This is a genomic window from Thalassotalea nanhaiensis, assembly GCF_031583575.1.
GTDB lineage: Bacteria > Pseudomonadota > Gammaproteobacteria > Enterobacterales > Alteromonadaceae > Thalassotalea_A > Thalassotalea_A nanhaiensis.
Genome location: NZ_CP134146.1, coordinates 3,696,070 through 3,713,844, shown reverse-complemented (window position 1 = coordinate 3,713,844; position 17,775 = coordinate 3,696,070). Strand labels below are relative to the sequence as shown.

General features: G+C 38.4%; 13 protein-coding genes. 6 read left to right on the top strand and 7 right to left on the bottom strand.

Annotation, left to right across the window (positions count from 1 at the left end; all coding sequences use genetic code 11):
* Positions 1 to 2: 2 nt before the first annotated feature.
* From RI845_RS16115 to RI845_RS16105, 3 genes are read right to left on the bottom strand one after another with little or no spacing between them, the layout of a single operon-like run.
* Positions 3 to 1,160, bottom strand: coding sequence for an HlyD family secretion protein (locus RI845_RS16115; RefSeq protein WP_348387195.1), 1,158 nt, complete (start codon positions 1,158 to 1,160; stop codon positions 3 to 5).
* An 18-nt stretch (positions 1,161 to 1,178) separates the two neighbouring features.
* Positions 1,179 to 2,285, bottom strand: a complete 1,107-nt coding sequence (locus tag RI845_RS16110; RefSeq protein ID WP_348387194.1) for an AI-2E family transporter — start codon at positions 2,283 to 2,285, stop codon at positions 1,179 to 1,181.
* Positions 2,278 to 2,976: a potassium channel family protein gene (locus RI845_RS16105; RefSeq protein ID WP_348387193.1), complete on the bottom strand. Its 699-nt coding sequence runs from the start codon at positions 2,974 to 2,976 to the stop codon at positions 2,278 to 2,280. Before RI845_RS16105 ends, RI845_RS16110 begins: the two co-directional genes overlap by 8 nt.
* A 349-nt stretch (positions 2,977 to 3,325) precedes the next feature.
* Here RI845_RS16105 and acnB point away from each other — a divergent pair, with 349 nt between their 5' ends.
* A complete protein-coding gene (gene acnB, locus RI845_RS16100; protein WP_348387192.1) occupies positions 3,326 to 5,923 on the top strand; it encodes a bifunctional aconitate hydratase 2/2-methylisocitrate dehydratase in 2,598 nt (865 codons plus the stop codon).
* Between the two features lie 243 nt (positions 5,924 to 6,166).
* On the opposite strand, the gene RI845_RS16095 is transcribed toward acnB, so the two are convergent.
* Positions 6,167 to 6,883 (bottom strand): hypothetical protein, encoded by a 717-nt coding sequence (locus RI845_RS16095; RefSeq protein WP_348387191.1) that lies wholly within the window; start codon positions 6,881 to 6,883, stop codon positions 6,167 to 6,169.
* 141 nt (positions 6,884 to 7,024) lie between these two features.
* On the opposite strand from RI845_RS16095, the gene RI845_RS16090 reads away from it, so the two are divergent.
* From RI845_RS16090 to RI845_RS16070, 5 genes are all read left to right on the top strand, one after another.
* Entirely contained in the window at positions 7,025 to 7,390 is a 366-nt protein-coding gene (locus RI845_RS16090; RefSeq protein WP_348387190.1) for a YacL family protein, read from the top strand.
* 122 nt (positions 7,391 to 7,512) lie between these two features.
* Complete coding sequence (locus RI845_RS16085) at positions 7,513 to 8,754, top strand: efflux RND transporter periplasmic adaptor subunit (RefSeq protein ID WP_348387189.1); 1,242 nt, start codon at positions 7,513 to 7,515, stop codon at positions 8,752 to 8,754.
* 5 nt (positions 8,755 to 8,759) lie between these two features.
* On the top strand, positions 8,760 to 11,897 hold the full coding sequence (locus tag RI845_RS16080) for an efflux RND transporter permease subunit (RefSeq protein ID WP_348387188.1): 3,138 nt from the start codon (positions 8,760 to 8,762) through the stop codon (positions 11,895 to 11,897).
* Positions 11,898 to 11,958: 61 nt separating this feature from the next.
* The gene (locus tag RI845_RS16075; RefSeq protein ID WP_348387187.1) at positions 11,959 to 12,552 is read left to right on the top strand and encodes a PGAP1-like alpha/beta domain-containing protein; all 594 of its coding nucleotides are present in this window, start codon (positions 11,959 to 11,961) and stop codon (positions 12,550 to 12,552) included.
* A 142-nt stretch (positions 12,553 to 12,694) separates the two neighbouring features.
* Entirely contained in the window at positions 12,695 to 13,045 is a 351-nt protein-coding gene (locus RI845_RS16070; RefSeq protein ID WP_348387186.1) for a hypothetical protein, read from the top strand.
* A gap of 422 nt (positions 13,046 to 13,467) precedes the next feature.
* Here the strand turns inward: RI845_RS16070 and RI845_RS16065 are convergent, their stop codons facing one another.
* From RI845_RS16065 to RI845_RS16055, 3 genes are read right to left on the bottom strand one after another with little or no spacing between them, the layout of a single operon-like run.
* Positions 13,468 to 14,862, bottom strand: a complete 1,395-nt coding sequence (locus tag RI845_RS16065; RefSeq protein ID WP_348387185.1) for a TniQ family protein — start codon at positions 14,860 to 14,862, stop codon at positions 13,468 to 13,470.
* Positions 14,846 to 15,811 (bottom strand): TniB family NTP-binding protein, encoded by a 966-nt coding sequence (locus RI845_RS16060; protein ID WP_348387184.1) that lies wholly within the window; start codon positions 15,809 to 15,811, stop codon positions 14,846 to 14,848. Before RI845_RS16060 ends, RI845_RS16065 begins: the two co-directional genes overlap by 17 nt.
* Positions 15,812 to 15,814: 3 nt before the next feature.
* Positions 15,815 to 17,773 (bottom strand): hypothetical protein, encoded by a 1,959-nt coding sequence (locus tag RI845_RS16055; RefSeq protein ID WP_348387183.1) that lies wholly within the window; start codon positions 17,771 to 17,773, stop codon positions 15,815 to 15,817.
* Positions 17,774 to 17,775 lie beyond the last annotated feature (2 nt).

Here is a 17,775-nt window from a genome sequence, read left to right as displayed (position 1 = left end):
AATTAGTACAAATACGTTAAGAAGCTGGTGATCCTTACCCATATTTTACCTAATGTATTAAAAATAAAACTGTCTCCGGTGTAAGCTATTACATCGGCTTGCCCACCTTCTCTAAGTAATCGTTTATCTGGTTCATCGGTAAACTTTATTATGGTGGTAAAGCGTTGTGGATCTCTCATCCATCCTTGCGGCTTTTCGGGGGTTGGCAGGTCACCTGGTTGGCTTTTGTCAAAACTTACGCCAAAGCCTATGGTGATAACTTCGCCGGCAAACACTTGTCCGGGAGCCGAATCTAAAACAATATCTACCGGATCTCCTGATTTAAGATTACCTAAACTATTTTCTCTAAAGCTAGCTTCAATCCAAACATATTGATTTGATATAAAGGTCATTATCTTACTGCCTTGCGCAGCATAATAACCAACATTTACTTTCGCATAAGAGATAACACCATCGTTTGGCGCTTTGATGATTGTTCTGTCTAAATTTAACTGGGCTGTCGAAACTTCAGCTAATGCACTGAGTAGCTTAGGATTGTTCTCTCCTTGTTTACCAAGTTTTTGTTGCGCTTCTTCATAAGATGCTTGCGCATTAACTACTTCAAGTTCGGCTTGCGTTAATACGCCACGAGCTCTGTCTCCGTCGAATCCTGAAATAATTCCTTGCTTTTCAAGTTCGAAGACACGATTAGCGTTGATGCGTTTTACGATTAAATCGGCATTGGCTTGGTCTAGACTTGCTTTAGCAGAGCCTACCATTGCCGTATCAGCTCCAATTTCTTGGCCGGTTAACTCCAAACTTGCTTTTGCTTTATCAAGCGCAAATTTAAAATCACGATTATCTATTTCAAATAACACATCATCCTTTTTAACTATTTTGTCACCGCCAACATATATGTTAGTAATTTGCCCTGATACTTGCGGCACAATCGGGATAACAAATGCTCTTACTCGGGCTTGATCTGAAATAGGGGTAAGCCTGTCACCAATGACATACCAAAGAAAATAAAGTAGTGCCAAACTCAGTATTATTTTGCTTAATCGTTGGGCAAAATCTGGCTTGGCAGTTTCGTTAGTCGTCTCATTAACGTCTTCATTAGTGGTCTCTGACCCGTCTAACTTTTCGTTAGCTTCTTTTTTTACAACATTGGTGTCAGTCATTACAGTCCCTATAGATATTTATTCAGATTGCTCGGCAGCAGTTTCTTTTTTGGCGTGCTCTGATTGTTCTAACCACATCATCATCAACTGGTAACCTAAAGCTAAGATCACAGCGCCAGTAAATAAACCAATAATACCTGAAACTATCATACCGCCAATAGCACCGAGTAGAATAACTAACATAGGAATGTCTGTTCCGCGCCCTAAAAATATTGGTTTTAATACAGCATCACTGCTACTAACCACTATTGAATAAACCAGAAAAATAACTGCAGGTGTTGTATCAGCTACTGAAAAATAATAGGCGGCAATTGGGCCTAGAATGATAATTGGTGGTAATTGCACGATGGCTACCATTAATACTAATAACACCCAAACACCGGCAGCAGGTATGTCAGCTACGACTAGACCAATGCCTGATAATACCGCTTGAGTAAATGCAATACCTAAAATACCAGCCCCGACACTTCGAACTGTCGCTACTGTATTTTTCAGTACCGCATCAGCCTTATCACCCATTAATCGACTGATAAATGAATGGCACCCTTTGGTGCAAGACTCTGAATTAGCTAAAAACATCGAGGCAATAATTACCGATAAAATAAATTGTAAAATAACGCCACCAAAGCTTGCCGCAGCGCCAAGAACTTTTGAGAAGGTATTTTTAATTTGCTCAGAATATTGGCTGGCAAATTTCTCTAAGTTATCAGAGGCTGTAAGCCAGGCTGGGTAGATTTTTTCGCCAACTAAAGGCCATTCTTTAACTTTTTCATCTGGTGCTGGTATATCAATAGTGCCTTCTTGAAGACCTTCAGATATCTGGGTTATTGAATCTACAGCTGACGTTGAAAAGGTAACAGTAGGGATAACCAATATGGAAATTCCGACCAAGGCAAACACTGTGGCTGCTAGGCCTTTTTTACCTCCAAACCAATTCACCATTTTTGTATAAAAGGGAAAAAGTGCAGTGGCAATAATAGCCCCCCATGCCATAGGCATGATAAATGGTCTTAAAATGTCAAAGCACCAAGTTCCAATAAGCATTATGGCGATTATTTTGATTGCGGCATCAATCATATTGGCAGAAAATAATTTACTCTCTGCAGAGTTTGTAGAGTTATTCATGGTTTGCCTCGTGGGTTTCATTTGATTGTTTTTGGCTAGAATTTGAAATTTTAGATCCGACTAAACTAGCCACTAAAATCGCTAAGTAAAATTGACCAACTATTGCCTCAAAATAGACTAAGAATCTGGTGACAGGCATTGCTGGCGATATGTCCCCAAAACCAAGTGTGGTTAAGGTGACAAAAGAAAAATATACAAAATCTGGCATGGTTTCATACCACAGTTTACTGTCGGGCATGCCATTAAATGCATTTAATGACGCTAAATGGATCAAGGTGTAAAGTAGTGCCCAAATCAAGCCCAATAAAATATACAGGCAAATCGCACCGAGTATTTTATTACCATCTATTTCACCAGTAAAAATCACTTGTTTAGCTGTTTGGTAGGCGGTGGAGATGAAAAAGCCTAATAATAAAAACAAATGCGCATAATTTAAGTCTATATTATCCAGGTAATAACTTAACAACGAGGTGAAAATAATTGCGACGGGGAAGATAAACGCTTTTCTAAATATATATTGTTCATCTTTAACGCCCCAAACGGCTACTAACAACGTGACAACCGTAGCCGATTGCATCAAACGTTGAACTGAGGGATCAAAAAATTGCTGAGCCAATGCCATACCCAAAAGTAATAAAATTAAAGAGTAGGTGAGGTAAATAAAGTTATCGTGCTGGGTCATTTTCGACATTATGTATTAAGCCATGCGTTTTATTGTTATTTTTCTATCTTTAAATTTAGCTTAAAAACTAGCAATATCAACATTTTAATGAATTATTTTATCTTAACTTTGTTCGGTTATTACAGCAATGAAATGTTGCTAAAATGCAACAGCTAAATATTGAGCGATACTACCTAGGTATAATCAATACAAGTAATCGAGCGTTGTATAATTATTGTGAATACCAGATATAAATACTATTTCTGGTTGATTTGTTCAGTTTTATACTTGGATCGCGTATAATCGCCGCGATAAATTTTAATAATGATAGTGAATTTACTTCATTGTGATTCATTTTCCAGATAGAGAGGAAAGCGTTGTGCTTCAAGAATATCGCAAACACGTAGAAGAACGTGCCGCTGAAGGTATCGTACCTAAGCCATTAGATGCTGAGCAAGTAGCTCAATTAGTTGAATTAATTAAAAACCCACCAGCAGGCGAAGAAGAGTTCTTATTAGACCTTCTTGTAAACCGTGTTCCTCCTGGTGTTGATGACGCAGCATATGTTAAAGCTGGTTTTTTAGCTGCTATCACTAAAGGTGAAGCAACGTCGTCAATTTTATCTGCACAGCGTGCAACAGAATTACTAGGTACAATGTTAGGTGGTTACAATATCCAGCCTATGATTGACCTTTTAGAGTGTGACAAGTTAGGAGAAACTGCTGCTTCTGGTCTTTCTAAAACTTTATTAATGTTTGATGCATTCCATGACGTTAAAGAAAAAGCTGAAGCAGGTAATGCACAAGCTAAAGCTGTTATGGAATCTTGGGCTGCTGGCGAATGGTTCACATCTCGCGATAAAGTTGCTGAAAAGATCACTGTTAAAGTATTTAAAGTTACCGGTGAAACGAACACCGATGACTTATCTCCTGCACCTGATGCATGGTCTCGTCCTGATATTCCATTACACGCAAAAGCGATGATCAAAATTGGTCGTGATGGTATCACTCCTGATGAAGAAGGTGTTGTTGGTCCAATCACACAAATTGAAGACTTACAAAAAGACGGTATTCCGTTAGCATACGTTGGTGATGTTGTTGGTACTGGTTCTTCACGTAAGTCTGCTACAAACTCTGTTTTATGGTTTATGGGTGATGATATTCCTTATATTCCTAACAAGCGTGGTGGCGGTGTATGTTTAGGCGGTAAAATCGCTCCTATCTTCTATAACACAATGGAAGATTCAGGTGCATTACCAATTGAATTAGACGTACAAGCTATGAACATGGGCGACGTTATTGATATCTTCCCTTATGAAGGTGTTGTTAAGCGTTCAGGTACTGACGAAGTTATCTCTACATTCGAGTTAAGCCCTGTACTTCTTGATGAAGTTCGTGCTGGTGGTCGTATTCCTCTTATTATCGGTCGTGGTTTAACTGGTCGTGCTCGTGAAGCTCTAGGCTTAGCAGAAATAGAATTATTTGCTAAACCTGTAGACGTTGCTGCAAGTTCTAAAGGTTACACTTTAGCGCAGAAAATGGTAGGTAAAGCATGTGGTGTTGACGGTGTTCGTGCTGGTCAATACTGTGAACCGAAAATGACAACTGTTGGTTCTCAAGATACTACCGGTCCAATGACTCGTGACGAATTAAAAGATTTAGCATGTTTAGGTTTCTCTGCAGACCTAACTATGCAATCTTTCTGTCACACATCAGCTTATCCTAAGCCAGTTGATGTTATTACTCATCACACATTACCAGATTTCATTATGAACCGTGGCGGTGTATCACTTCGTCCAGGTGATGGTGTAATTCACTCTTGGTTAAACCGTATGTTATTACCAGATACCGTAGGTACTGGTGGTGATTCTCATACTCGTTTCCCATTAGGTATTTCATTCCCTGCTGGTTCTGGTTTAGTTGCATTTGCAGCTGCAACAGGTGTTATGCCTCTTGATATGCCTGAATCTGTATTGGTACGTTTTAAAGGTGAAATGCAACCAGGTATCACCTTACGTGACCTTGTACATGCAATCCCTTACTACGGTATCAAGCAAGGTTTATTAACTGTTGAGAAAGCAGGTAAAATCAATGAATTCTCTGGTCGTGTATTAGAGATTGAAGGTCTTAAAGGTTTAACTGTAGAGCAAGCATTTGAATTATCTGATGCATCTGCAGAACGTTCTGCTGCTGGTTGTTCAATCAAACTTGAAGAAGACGCAGTTGCTGAATACTTAGAGTCTAACATTGTTATGCTTAAGTGGATGATCAGTGAAGGTTACGGCGATGTACGTACAATCGAACGTCGTATTGTTGCGATGCAAGAATGGTTAGCAAACCCTGCATTAATGGAAGCTGACTCTGATGCTGAATACGCACACGTTATTGAAATTGACTTAAACGAAGTTAAAGAGCCAATCGTTTGTTGTCCAAATGACCCAGATGATGCCAAGCTATTATCTGACGTTGCTGGTGTTGACGTAGATGAAGTATTCATCGGTTCTTGTATGACTAACATTGGTCACTTCCGTGCTGCAGGTAAATTACTTGAAGATTTCGGTGGCGTACTTAATACTCGTATGTGGGTTGCTCCGCCAACTAAAATGGATAGAGATCAACTTACTGCTGAAGGTTACTACTTTACTTACGGCAAAGCTGGCGTTCGTATTGAAACTCCTGGTTGTTCATTATGTATGGGTAACCAAGCACGTGTTGCAGAGAAGTCGACTGTACTTTCTACATCAACTCGTAACTTCCCGAACCGTTTAGGTAATGGTGCAAACGTATACTTAACATCAGCTGAGTTAGCTGCTGTTGGTGCTATCGTTGGTCACTTACCAACTGTTGCCGAGTACATGGAATACTCAGCTAAGTTAGATACAACTGCAGCTGATACATACCGTTACTTAAACTTCCATACTATGGATAGTTACACGAAGAAAGCTAAAGAAGTTGTTATCGCACAAAGCGTAGCGTAACCATAACGTTAGTTATGCCCTGATAATCGACGCACTAGCGTCGTCCCGTTGAAGAACGGGATCTACTCAGGTTTTTTCTTGTTTAATAAGGGCCGCTAATGTAGCGGCCCTTATTGTTTTAGAAACGAGAAACGAGAAACGAGAAACGAAAAGCGAAAAGTTAATCTCACCTGAGCTCCTGAAACAAGTTCAGGAAATGGAAGGGGTAATCTTCTGAACTTGTTTCAGGAGCTATTTCAGCATCTAATTTTTCTTATACTTACTCATTTTTTTAGCCATAAATTCTCGAAAATACTTTTCCTCATCACTTTCACCGCAATCACTAAATGACGTTACCGTACCTAGGTTATCATCAATAAACGATAAATCGGTGGTTTGCATACAGACACCATTTTGCTTAACAAACGTTTCATTACCAATTTGAGTCGTCGCTTCCGCTTTTTTTTGCAGCTCAGACTTTTGAAATACGCTATGAGGCACCGCTTTGGGTAGTGTCTGCATTGCCGAAAAACCTGTGTTTAATTGTTCTTGTTTAAAGTCGTTCATCATTTTCTGATTAAGCTGACGTTTAAATGAATTTATGCTGTTATAAGGGTTAAATTTAGGTGGCGGATTTGTTACTGATGCTTTTATTGGTTGTTCATCGGCTGTTACAATTTTAGAAACATTTATTGCTTCATTGTCCTTAGCTTTATCTTCTAACTCGCGTACAATCCTTTCAGGTTTAACAATGGGGATGATTGCAGGCTCTACCTGTTGATTTTCTTCTTTATTTTCTAATACTTGCTTAACAATAATTTTAGGTGCTTGGTAAATATAGCTTTTTATTGGTGTTGTTTGTTTAGCTGGTTGCGGCTTTATATCTGTTGGAGCAGATATTGGGGTAAATAGAAAGCCCCAGATTAATAAAGCGTGTATTGCTAAAGAGATAACTAACGCTGTAAATAAACTTCGAGTCACTGCTTTAGCATCCCTAACGACCTTGTTAAAATATTGTTAATGATAAGATTGTTGAATTATTAAAAAGTTCACCAACGAAAATATTATTAAATTCATTTTCAGGCTCTATACTTGTAACTAATCGATAAATAACGGGAAAACATGGAATATACTTTCAAAACTGACTTTATCACTGGTCTTCCTCTCGCTCAGTTTAGTTTTGGTCATGAGGCTTTTGGGCCATGGCTAGAACAAGAAGTGAGTAAAGATTTGGTAAAGCTGGAACGCACTATTGAATTTATCGTTAATATTAAGTCTCAAACAGACTCCCTTATTGGCAAAGAATATACGCTAACGGTTGAAAACGATGAAGTTGAAGTTAAAGCCAATGTGGAACATATAGAAAGCGAGTTACCTGAAAACCTGTTAGACGACGTAGATGATTTCGAGCATGATTCAATGGCACTATGTGGCGTTGAGGATTTTTTAATTATGCTCGAAAGTTGGCAACAATTTATTCGATATTGATATTAATGACCAAATGTTAATAAGCGAGTTGCGTTATCGCATAGCAAAGTGAATATTTTATAATTACTATTTTAAAATATTTATAAGTAAATTAATTATGAACTCCGTTGTATGGGATCAAAATGACACAGTTAGATGTAAATACCAACCAAGAAAAAAAATCTAAAGTTAAGCTATTTTTAATGCCTCTATTTATTATCTTAGTGGGTTTTTTAGGCTTAACCGCAATGACGTTAATGGCCGCAAAACCAGATAAGAAAGACATGGAAGTAAAGCCGCCGTTAGTGAATGTGATTGATATTCTTGTCGAAGATGTAACGTTCACAATTGCCAGTCAAGGCTCTGTAGTACCTAGAACTGAAACAGTACTAATTTCTGAAGTCTCTGGACAAGTCATAAACGTTTCACCAAAACTCAGAGTTGGCGGTTATTTTTCTAAAGGTGAAATGATGCTAGAGATAGATCCCATTACCTATGATGTGAATGTATTACAGGCACAATCACGTTTAGGGTCTATGCAAGCGGCATTAATACAAGAAAAAGCAAAAGCTGAACAAGCAAAACAAGAATGGGGTATGACTGGAAAACCACTTGAAGAAGCACCTTTATTAGCACTAAGAATACCGCAACTACAAGAAGCAGAAGCCGATGTAAAAGCTGCAGAAGCAGATTTGAAAGAGGCACAAATAAAACTTAAACGCACCAAAGTTGTGGCACCTTATAATGCCTTACTTACCGAAAAATATGTAGATATTGGACAATATGTATCGACTAATGGGCAACTAGCCAAAACCTTAGCTATCGACTTTGCTGAAGTGCGCTTACCTATAAAACAGTCAGATATTGCCTATTTAGACTTACCTAAATTAAACGAAATGGGCGACAAAAGTCGCACCCTGACAATTTCATCTTTACAAGCTGGTAAACAGTTACATTGGGACTCTTTTATTGCCAGATATGAAGGCGTGGTGAACAGTCAATCAAGAGTGCATTATGTTGTCGCTCAAATTGACGATCCTTATAATTTGGTTAATGATGAAAGCGATATTGAATTGCGTGTTGGTATGTTTGTGAATGCCAATATTAAAGGTAAAACTGCTGAAAATATTGTGGTGTTGCCAAGAGAAGTGTTACATGGCGTAAATACAGTATATTTAGCGAAAGCAGATAATACTTTAAGTGTACATACGGTAAACGTAATAAGGACCGATGCTGAAAGCGTTTATGTTGAAAATAATTTTTCAGCAACCGATCGGGTGATAATTACCGGTATGAGAACGCCAGTAGAAGGGATGCCAATACGTGTTGCAGAGGATTTTTCAGCTAAAGCACAACCTGCAGTCACAGACAGCGAAGCGAAATAACCGCTATGACAGAGATTAAAGAAAACTTAACCGGCTTTATCGCATGGTTTGCGCGAAATAGTGTTGCAGCCAATTTATTGATGGTATTTATTTTGGTGATGGGAGCATACTCTTATCAAAATATTACTAAAAAAATGTTCCCTGAATTTAGCCCAAATACCATTTTGGTTTCTGTAACTCATTTAGGGGCATCTCCTGCAGATGTTGAGCAATCTGTAGTACTTCGTATTGAAGAGAAACTTGAAAATATTCAAGGGTTAAAACGCATAACCTCAGAGGCAACTGAGGGCTTGGCTACGGTTACAATTGAAATTAATTCAGGTTATTCCTTAGAAGAAAAGCTTGATGAAGTTCAAATGCAAATTGATACCATCACAACATTTCCTGCACAAATAGAACGACCGCTGGTAATGAAACAAGAGTTTCAAATGGATGTGATGTGGTTAGCCGTCAGCGGCGATATGGATAGACGAACCAGACAAGAATTGGCACAGGATATACGTGATGACATCATTGCCTTACCCGATGTTAATATTGCAGAAGCTGTTGGTATCAGAGATTATGAAATTTCGGTAGAAATATCTGAGCTGCAACTTATCGAGTATGGCCTCACCATTGATGAAATTAGCCAAGCAATCAAACGCTCTTCTTTAGACTTACCAGGTGGTACTATCAAGTCGAAAGGTGGCTACATTCAGATCAGAACCGAAGGACAAGCATACACTGGCCTTGAGTTTTCAAATTTAGTTCTAACAATTAATGAGGACGGCACTCGTCTAACCCTTGGCGACATTGCAACCGTTAAAGATAGCTTTGTTGAAGATGAAGGTTATGCACAATTTGATGGTAAAAATACGACCAGCATTAGAGTGAGATCGACCAGTGATCAAAACGATTTAGAAATAGCCAAGCAAGTAAGAGCCTATGCCATCGAAAAGCAAAAAACCTTACCTCCTGGTGCAAATATTGATGTTTTTGCTGATTCGTCATATTACCTTGATGAGCGCTTGGACATGATGATTTCAAACTTGCTTCTTGGGGCATTGTTGGTGTTTATTATTTTAACCTTATTCTTAAGAGTACGTGTTGCTCTTTGGGTAATGGTGGGGATACCAATTTCTTTCTTCGGCGCATTTATGATGATGCCACTACTGGGCGAGTGGTCAGTAACGGTTAATATGCTCAGCTTATTTGCCTTTATCATGGTATTGGGGATCGTGGTAGATGATGCCATTGTAATCGGCGAAAGTGTGTACACAGAAGTACAACGAAAAGGACATTCAGTTGATAATGTTATCCGTGGTGCACACCGAGTTGCGATGCCTGCAACCTTTGGGGTATTAACAACGATTGCTGCGTTTGTTCCGTTGTTATTTATTGATACGTCCTTTTCTGGATTCTTCCGAGCAATTGCCTTGGTTGTTACGCTGTGTTTAATTTTCTCAATTATTGAATCTAAATGGATATTACCGTCGCATTTAGCGCATATGAAATATAAAGAAATTGATCCTGATAATGCTCATTTTGTCCATCGTATTCAGTTAAGATTTAAAGCTTGGCTTGACAATTTTATCGTCAAAAAATACCAACCCCTATTGCGTAAAGCCATTGAGTATCGATACAACACTATGGCGAGCTTTATTTGTGTTCTATTACTATCGATGGGATTAATTGCCGGCTCTTTTGTTAAAGTTGAAGTGTTTCCTAATGTGCCAAGTGACTTTGTTCAAGGGCAAGTCATTATGGTTGATGGCACGTCACCACAGCAACGTAATAAAGCACTCGAATATGTAATGGATTCCGGCTATAGGATGGCTGAAAAAAATACCTTCAATGGTGATAGTTTTATTGAGCATACAATGGTGTTTACTCGAGGCGATCTGCAAGGTGGCTTCATGATGGAGCTAAATAAAGCTGAAATGCGCGAGCTGGATGCTTTTGAGATTGAAAAACTATGGCGTGAAGAGGTTGGTGAAATACCTGGAGTGCGTGAATTACGGTTGTTTGCCGGTACGAATGCTAGTGGCGGCGCGGCGTTAGAATTTCAGCTAAATGGTAAAGATGAATTAGAGCTTGAGCAAGCCGCACTCGAAGTACAGAACAAGCTTAAAGAGTATGACGGTGTATTCGATATTCGCAATTCCTTCAGTCGTGGCAGTAGTGAAATAAAATTAGCTATGCGACCTGAGGCTGAAGTGCTAGGTATTACCTTGTCAGATCTTGCTAAACAAGTACGCCAAGCTTTTTATGGTGATGAAGCACAACGTATTCAACGTGGCCGAGATGAAGTTAAAGTCATGGTACGTTATCCAAAAGCAGAACGTCGCTCAATTACTGATTTAGAAAATATGTGGGTTAGAACACCAAGTGGTGATGAAGTACCGTTCTATCAGGTGGCTGATGTTGAGTTAAGCCAAGGCTTTTCTAAAATAACACGTATCAATCAAAAGCGAACTATTAAAGTTGCCGCTGAAATTGACAGTGCAAAAGTTGAGTCTAGAAAAATATTGACCGAGTTTAATGATGACATTATTCCAACTATTTTAAAGAAATACCCAAGTGTGAAATATGGCATGGAAGGGGCGAGTAAAGACCAAGAGGACTTTATTCAACAATTAAAATTTGCCGCTATTACGGCGTTATTTTTAATTTATGGCCTTATTGCCATACCGACCAAATCTTACTCACAACCAATAGTGATAATGTCGGTGATCCCATTTGGGATCATAGGTGCAATATTCGGTCATTGGGTACTGGACACCACGATTAATATGATGTCTATGTATGGCTTTATCGCTTTGTCTGGTGTTGTGGTAAACGACTCATTAATACTGGTTGATTTTATCAATAAAGCGAAAAGTACTGGCATGCGTATGCGTGATATTGTCATCGAATCAGGCATGTTACGCTTTAGAGCGATACTACTAACTTCACTTACAACATTTTTCGGTATTCTACCTTTGTATTTTGAAACTAGCTTACAAGCACAGTTTATAATCCCAATGGCAATATCGCTGGGCTTTGGTATTATGTTTGCGACCGTTATCACTTTATTCTTGATCCCTTCCTTGTATATGATCAGAGAAGATATTAGGGTTAGAATTAAAGGACCCGATAAAAAAACAAACTTATTTGTGAATTGATACAAATACAAACTTTGGCTAGGTGCGCATAATGAAAATAATTCTTCTTCATGGACTGTTTATGAATAAAATCATTATGGCACCGTTGGCTAACCGCTTAGAAACTCTTGGTTACCAAGTTGAAAATATTTCCTACCCAAGTACCAAGGCTGATAAGGCTAGATTGTTTAAAACCGTAGATAGGTTGGTTGGTGAAGGCCCTGCAATTTTAATTGGTCACTCACTGGGCGGTTTGGTGATCACTGAGTATTTATTTACTCAAAAAGTTTCCATAGAAAAAGTGCCATTAGTTATTACTATTGGTACTCCTCATCAAGGTGCAAGGATTGCTAAAGATATGGAAAAATTCAAAATGGACAAACTGTTGGGGTCATCAGTGCAATTTGGCTTACTGCCAAAAAACTTTCAAAAGTCATGGCCTGTTCCGCAACAGTTAATTTCAATTGCTGGAAACGTAAAGCTGGGCGCAAGACCTCTGCTAGATCGCGTATGGGGCGAAGACATTGAAGAGTCGGACGGTACAGTGAGTATTGCCGAAACAAAAATCCCCGGCATGACCGAACATATCGTGGTAAAACAATCTCATACATCAATGGTTTACTCACGTGAAGTGGTAAAAATCATCCATCAAAAAGCCTCCCTTTATTCTGCATAAGTCAGTGTTTCTATTTACGAGTCGTTGCCGTTAATTTCCATTTATATCTTGTTATAAAATTGTGATGTTCTCGTGAGCTTTGCGTGATTTACATTATTCATACTCAAAAAGTAGTTAATTTAATTAAAGTATGGAGAGTAAAATGAAATCATTAAAAGCGATGGCTACGTTAGTACTGTTAACTAGCACAATAGTTGTAAGTAATTCAGCTGTAGCACGTGATAAAGGCCGTAATTCAGAGGGAGCACCAGTTGTTTTTGTTACCTCTCAAGGGCTTTATTATGACTCTATTGCCTTAGGCGATTTACCGCCGCGTGGTAATTTTCAGCAACTTGTTCCAACGATGAATGGTTTAACCACAGAGTTTGGTCCTGGAGATGAAGGTCATTTGGGTGGTCGTTGGTGGATTGATCTAACGGATGATGGCGTGATGAATGAAGGAGATAAATTCTTCCTTTGCCCATTACTTGGCCCCGGCAGAACTACACTGTAATTGTCTACTTTTAAAGACGGCATATGCAGTTTATGCCGTCTGATATTATTACCATACTCACTCTAATTAGAATTTCACCCTGCAGTTAAAAACCAATCAAACTGAAACTTCTCTATGGAAAATTTCAGATAGTTTGAGATTCTCATTCTCTAGGAATATTTTACTTTCAATAGGTTAGAAATAACGTGTTTTTATAAAAATCGCTATAAAGTGAGATTTTTTAACACTAAATTCCTATAATTTGAGATTATTTTACGCACAATGATTTTGATAAATCAAAGGGCAAAATTTGACAAAGGGTTACTCTAAAATTTAGGCTTTAAATTAATAAAAATCAATATTGAGCCTGAAATAATCAGGCTAGATGATAATGATAATGATAAATATGGGTATGTAAAGGGAATCTTTGGGGGAGGTGGTAATTAGAAAATATTGAGTTCTAGCTGTGTGCTATTTTTCATTTTTATTAAACGTACTAAATCTCGGTTTTTAAGGTGTCGAGAGTTTCTGAGTAATTGGGGCTTTGAGATGATTTTCTTTTTAATCGCAAGTGAAATATCATCGACTGACATTCCGGTCATATCCATTATGTTGGTAACACTTGTTAGCTCATTCTTTATTGATTTAATGTAATTTAACGCAAACGCTTGAACTGATCCTGGTTCAAAAAATACTGAACTCTTCAATGAGGCTTTAGGGTTATATTGAAAGGGGATCTTTCCTTCATAGCAACCGACTAATAAATCACAGAAATTGACCAAATAGAGAATTCCCATTTGCTCTAACTCGTAATAAGTTACTGCCTTTTTTATTGGAGAGGATGATGATCGTAAAAAGTCGATCAACAAATGGAAGTTCATTTTTGATTGCTGATTAAGCACGTCATTAGTCATATTCAATAAACCCACATTAATCAACTTTCTAACATCTTCTTTTTGGAAGTTTAATAATGTAAGAGCCTGTTTTAAATTAAAAACCAGTGGTTCTTTGCTTTGTGTTGCTCGTGCGGGTAAATGCTTACCTTGCTTACTTTCCTTGGATATGGAATGAATAAAATTAGCTAAAGGCCACTCACTCTTTAACGATTTTATTAGAATGCTTGCGCTAACGTTTTTAAGCTCATCTGGAACATCTGAATTTTCAATATGCAGTGTGTTTAACCCTAGATACCAATCGCTCACTTTTGGCTTTTGCGTTAAAAAATAATATCCCGATAGAAAACTCGCCGTATGAGAATCAAACCGTGATGTCAGTAATGGGGTTACATTAGTACAACCAATATTTTCCAGGAAATAGGCGGCGGTGAAGCAATCTAATATTTGTGATTCGTTAAGTGCAAAGAGTGCTTTATTCGGGTTGTGGTGAAATAGGAATTTATTGCATCCCGTGTTCGTACAATTTCCTGTCAGTAATTCAGTCCCCCATTTTAATGCCTGCTCGCAATGAGAGCAGGTGTCAATGAGCAGCGTATTGTGTGTTGGGCAGTGGGTCGTCGTTGCTTTTTGCCAGTCCTTTTTTAAGATACCTTCTTCTCTGGCACAGGAGGGGCATATTCTTGGGGTATAGATGTGATTTCGTTTAAAGATAGGATGACTTATTGCATCGTACTCAAATTGGGTGAAATGACTAAAATGTTCAAAGTTTGATGCCTGAATTTTAACAACGTCTTTAGATAGTCGGCCCTTGCTTACGGCATTGATAAAGCTGCGGTTAAAATATTCTCCTGGCTCCCTAAAGCCATTTCTTACAATCAACCTAAGTAAATATGAAATAAGGCTTTCATCTTTTTTACTGTATGGTTTAACAGATAAGGTCATCAGTCGGCTCCATTTTATGCGTCATGCTTTTGATTGTATGATCCGTAAATGCTTCTTCATTGAAAGGGTTGTCGGGTTTTGGGCAAAACGCTAACTTATAGGCACGTTCAAACATTTGCATCGTCGATGATGTGGCAAACTTTTTTGTGGAAACAATAAACATCAACTTTTCTAAGAAGCCTAATCGCCCCTCCGTTGCGACATAAATTCGGTTTAGCAAAAGCTTATTTGTTGCGATCTCCGAAGGTAAATTAAACTTATCTAAAAAGAACTGTACGCAGTCGATCCAACACTGTGTTCGTGGAAAAATGGTTGGTAAATTCAATGGGGCTAACATTCGACCTGAGACTTGTTCTTCATCCGTCTTTACGAGCAATAGATTGTCATTGTTTTTACCAAATCTAATGTTCACTAAGCGCTTTGCGCTTGGTGTGCCTAATAGTACGAATGGAATTCCCGAGTCATCAAACAGGCGACAAAATTGTTTGGCCATCTCTTGCGCTTGCTTACCATCAGATTGGGGTAAGCAATCCTGCACTTCATCAATAAATACCATTTGAACACCGTGCTCAGGAAATAGCTTTGTTAATCTTTCTTGCACGGTATGTGGTTTTGTACCTGTCTTAGATTCGGGTCCCCCAAGGGCTAGAATTATTTGATTTAATACATCTACCGAACTTTTAGCGCCATTCAATTTCACATAGAGTATTGGAGTCTGCTTTACACCATCCAAATGGAACGGTTGATGTAATTCAGCATATCGTATGCCAATAAATGATTTTCCACACCGAGAAAGGCCCGTGATCAACAAAGAATAAATGTCGCCAGCAAGGGACGCTTGATGCACAAATTCAATTTGCTCAACAATGTCGATGAGGACAGGGTGCTTAAATACTTCAGGCCCAAAGAATAATTCAGCTAACTGAGTACCGTGTTCATTAGATAGCATTAGTTAATCCCACTCTTTGAGGTTGTCGTGTTGATTTTTATAATCTGAATTAGAGTGTTCCGAAGCATGTGACTCCTCTTCTAAAGGAGACTTTTTAGGTCTCGTTGCTTTAAATAAATTTGATTGGTTAATGCGATTAATCGATGACATACCTTTTGCCAAGTTTTCTTCATACGAAGAAACTGGTTTGCCAGAGCGAGGTGTCTTTCTCGATTTTGATTTTTTTATGCCGTCTGGGTTTACTCTTAGAATGACTTCATCCATTTGAGTCAGCACGGTTTCATTAAGGGCAAACATATTGAAATCAGGTTTTTCCTTCGCGAAATCAAAGCTTTTAGCTTCGTTAATAATGTCAAAATCTAAGTTCTTCAAATCCATTTTTTCACCGATGTCTGTCTCTTCGTCGAGTCGGACAATAGTGACACTGCGAAGGTCGAATCGATCATGATAGATCGTTGTTTCTGGACTTTTTGCCGATGAATTATTTAACCACTCGTTGCGATAAACGTTTAGCTCAGCATTAGAGAAGTGTTCATAATCAAGCGACATTGAGCCTCTTTCGTAAATACTTCGACCCTCATCACTTTCTACATGAAATCTTTTTCGAATTTCTTCATATGAAGGCTGCAATACATCCATATCATTAAGAGCCGCATTCCAGGCTTCTTGTGGCACAAGGTTCGCGGTTTTATGCTTGGTGTTGACGTATTCAATCAAGTGATCATTTAAAGCGTGTAAAAACTGTCGGTAGGTTATTTTGACTCTATTTTTAAGCTTTGTGGTTTGATAGGAGCTTAGTTCTTGATTGTGATATTTCTTCTCATAGCCTTCCAGTTTCGCTTCGCAAAATTCAACTCTAAGCTTATTGAAGAAACTCTCAATGAATGGTTTGTGTTGAGCTGCGCCTGTTGCCGTTCTAACATAGCTAAGCTCCAGTGCTTGGGTTAATTCATCAATCATTATATTGTTGAACGCAGTGCCATTATCTGCAATTACGTACTGTGGTAAGCCAAAAGCATTCAATTCATTACTGGATTCAATGAACATATTGCGAAACAAATTGAGCACCCCAGCAGAATTCTCACCACCACCGAATTGAACGACAACGGATAGGGGGTAACGAGTTTTTACATCTATAGCGACGTAGAGAATAACTTTAGTGATAACTTCACTGGTTAAATCATTAATAAGCGCAACGTTTAAGTGCAAGCAATCGATTTCAACTCGCTCAAGTGCCTTATCAACTCGAATCTTTCGCTGACGTGTCAGAGATAACTTTTTTGCACTTTCTTTGTCGCCACAGGCAATAGCCCAGTCGAGTTGCGTAATTTTCTTTAAACGGCGGCGCATTGTAGATATATCAGCGACATTTAGTGTTTCATCTTTCCAGTTGGTTCTACAATCCCCTACATAGCGCTGATACTTACGATGCATTTGCTTGTTATTGCAATTACTGCCTAATCCACTGTATAAAAAGCTCATCAAACACTCTTCATCATTGATTTGGAGTTGATTGCATCGAGGTTTTCTGTCCTTTATGGATAGTTCTAAATGGCGATTGTTTTCATTGTATGCCTTGAACCATTTACAAATATGCTTTTGGGAATAGTGCTTAATTCTGCCTGCAGGCATAGGGACAATTTTAATGAGATCTTCATACGTTTTTTCTGTGCTGTAGCAGTAACCCTCTGAAATTAATTGCTCTAGAGCATCGATGTAAGGTTTTCTGATCTTCGCCTGCTCTTTTTGGTAGGGCGTGATCACATAACCTTCATTAGAGGCGATTTTTTCGATATTGTTTAAAATACGCTCTTTATCGAAGTCGTTGCGGGAATACGGTTCGACATCTTTAGGATCATCTTCATTTACAAGGTACAACATATTGTTTATATGAAAATAAAATATCCTAATGATATTGTCAGAGCAGATATATTTTTCACCTATGGTTGGGGCTTGATGCATAA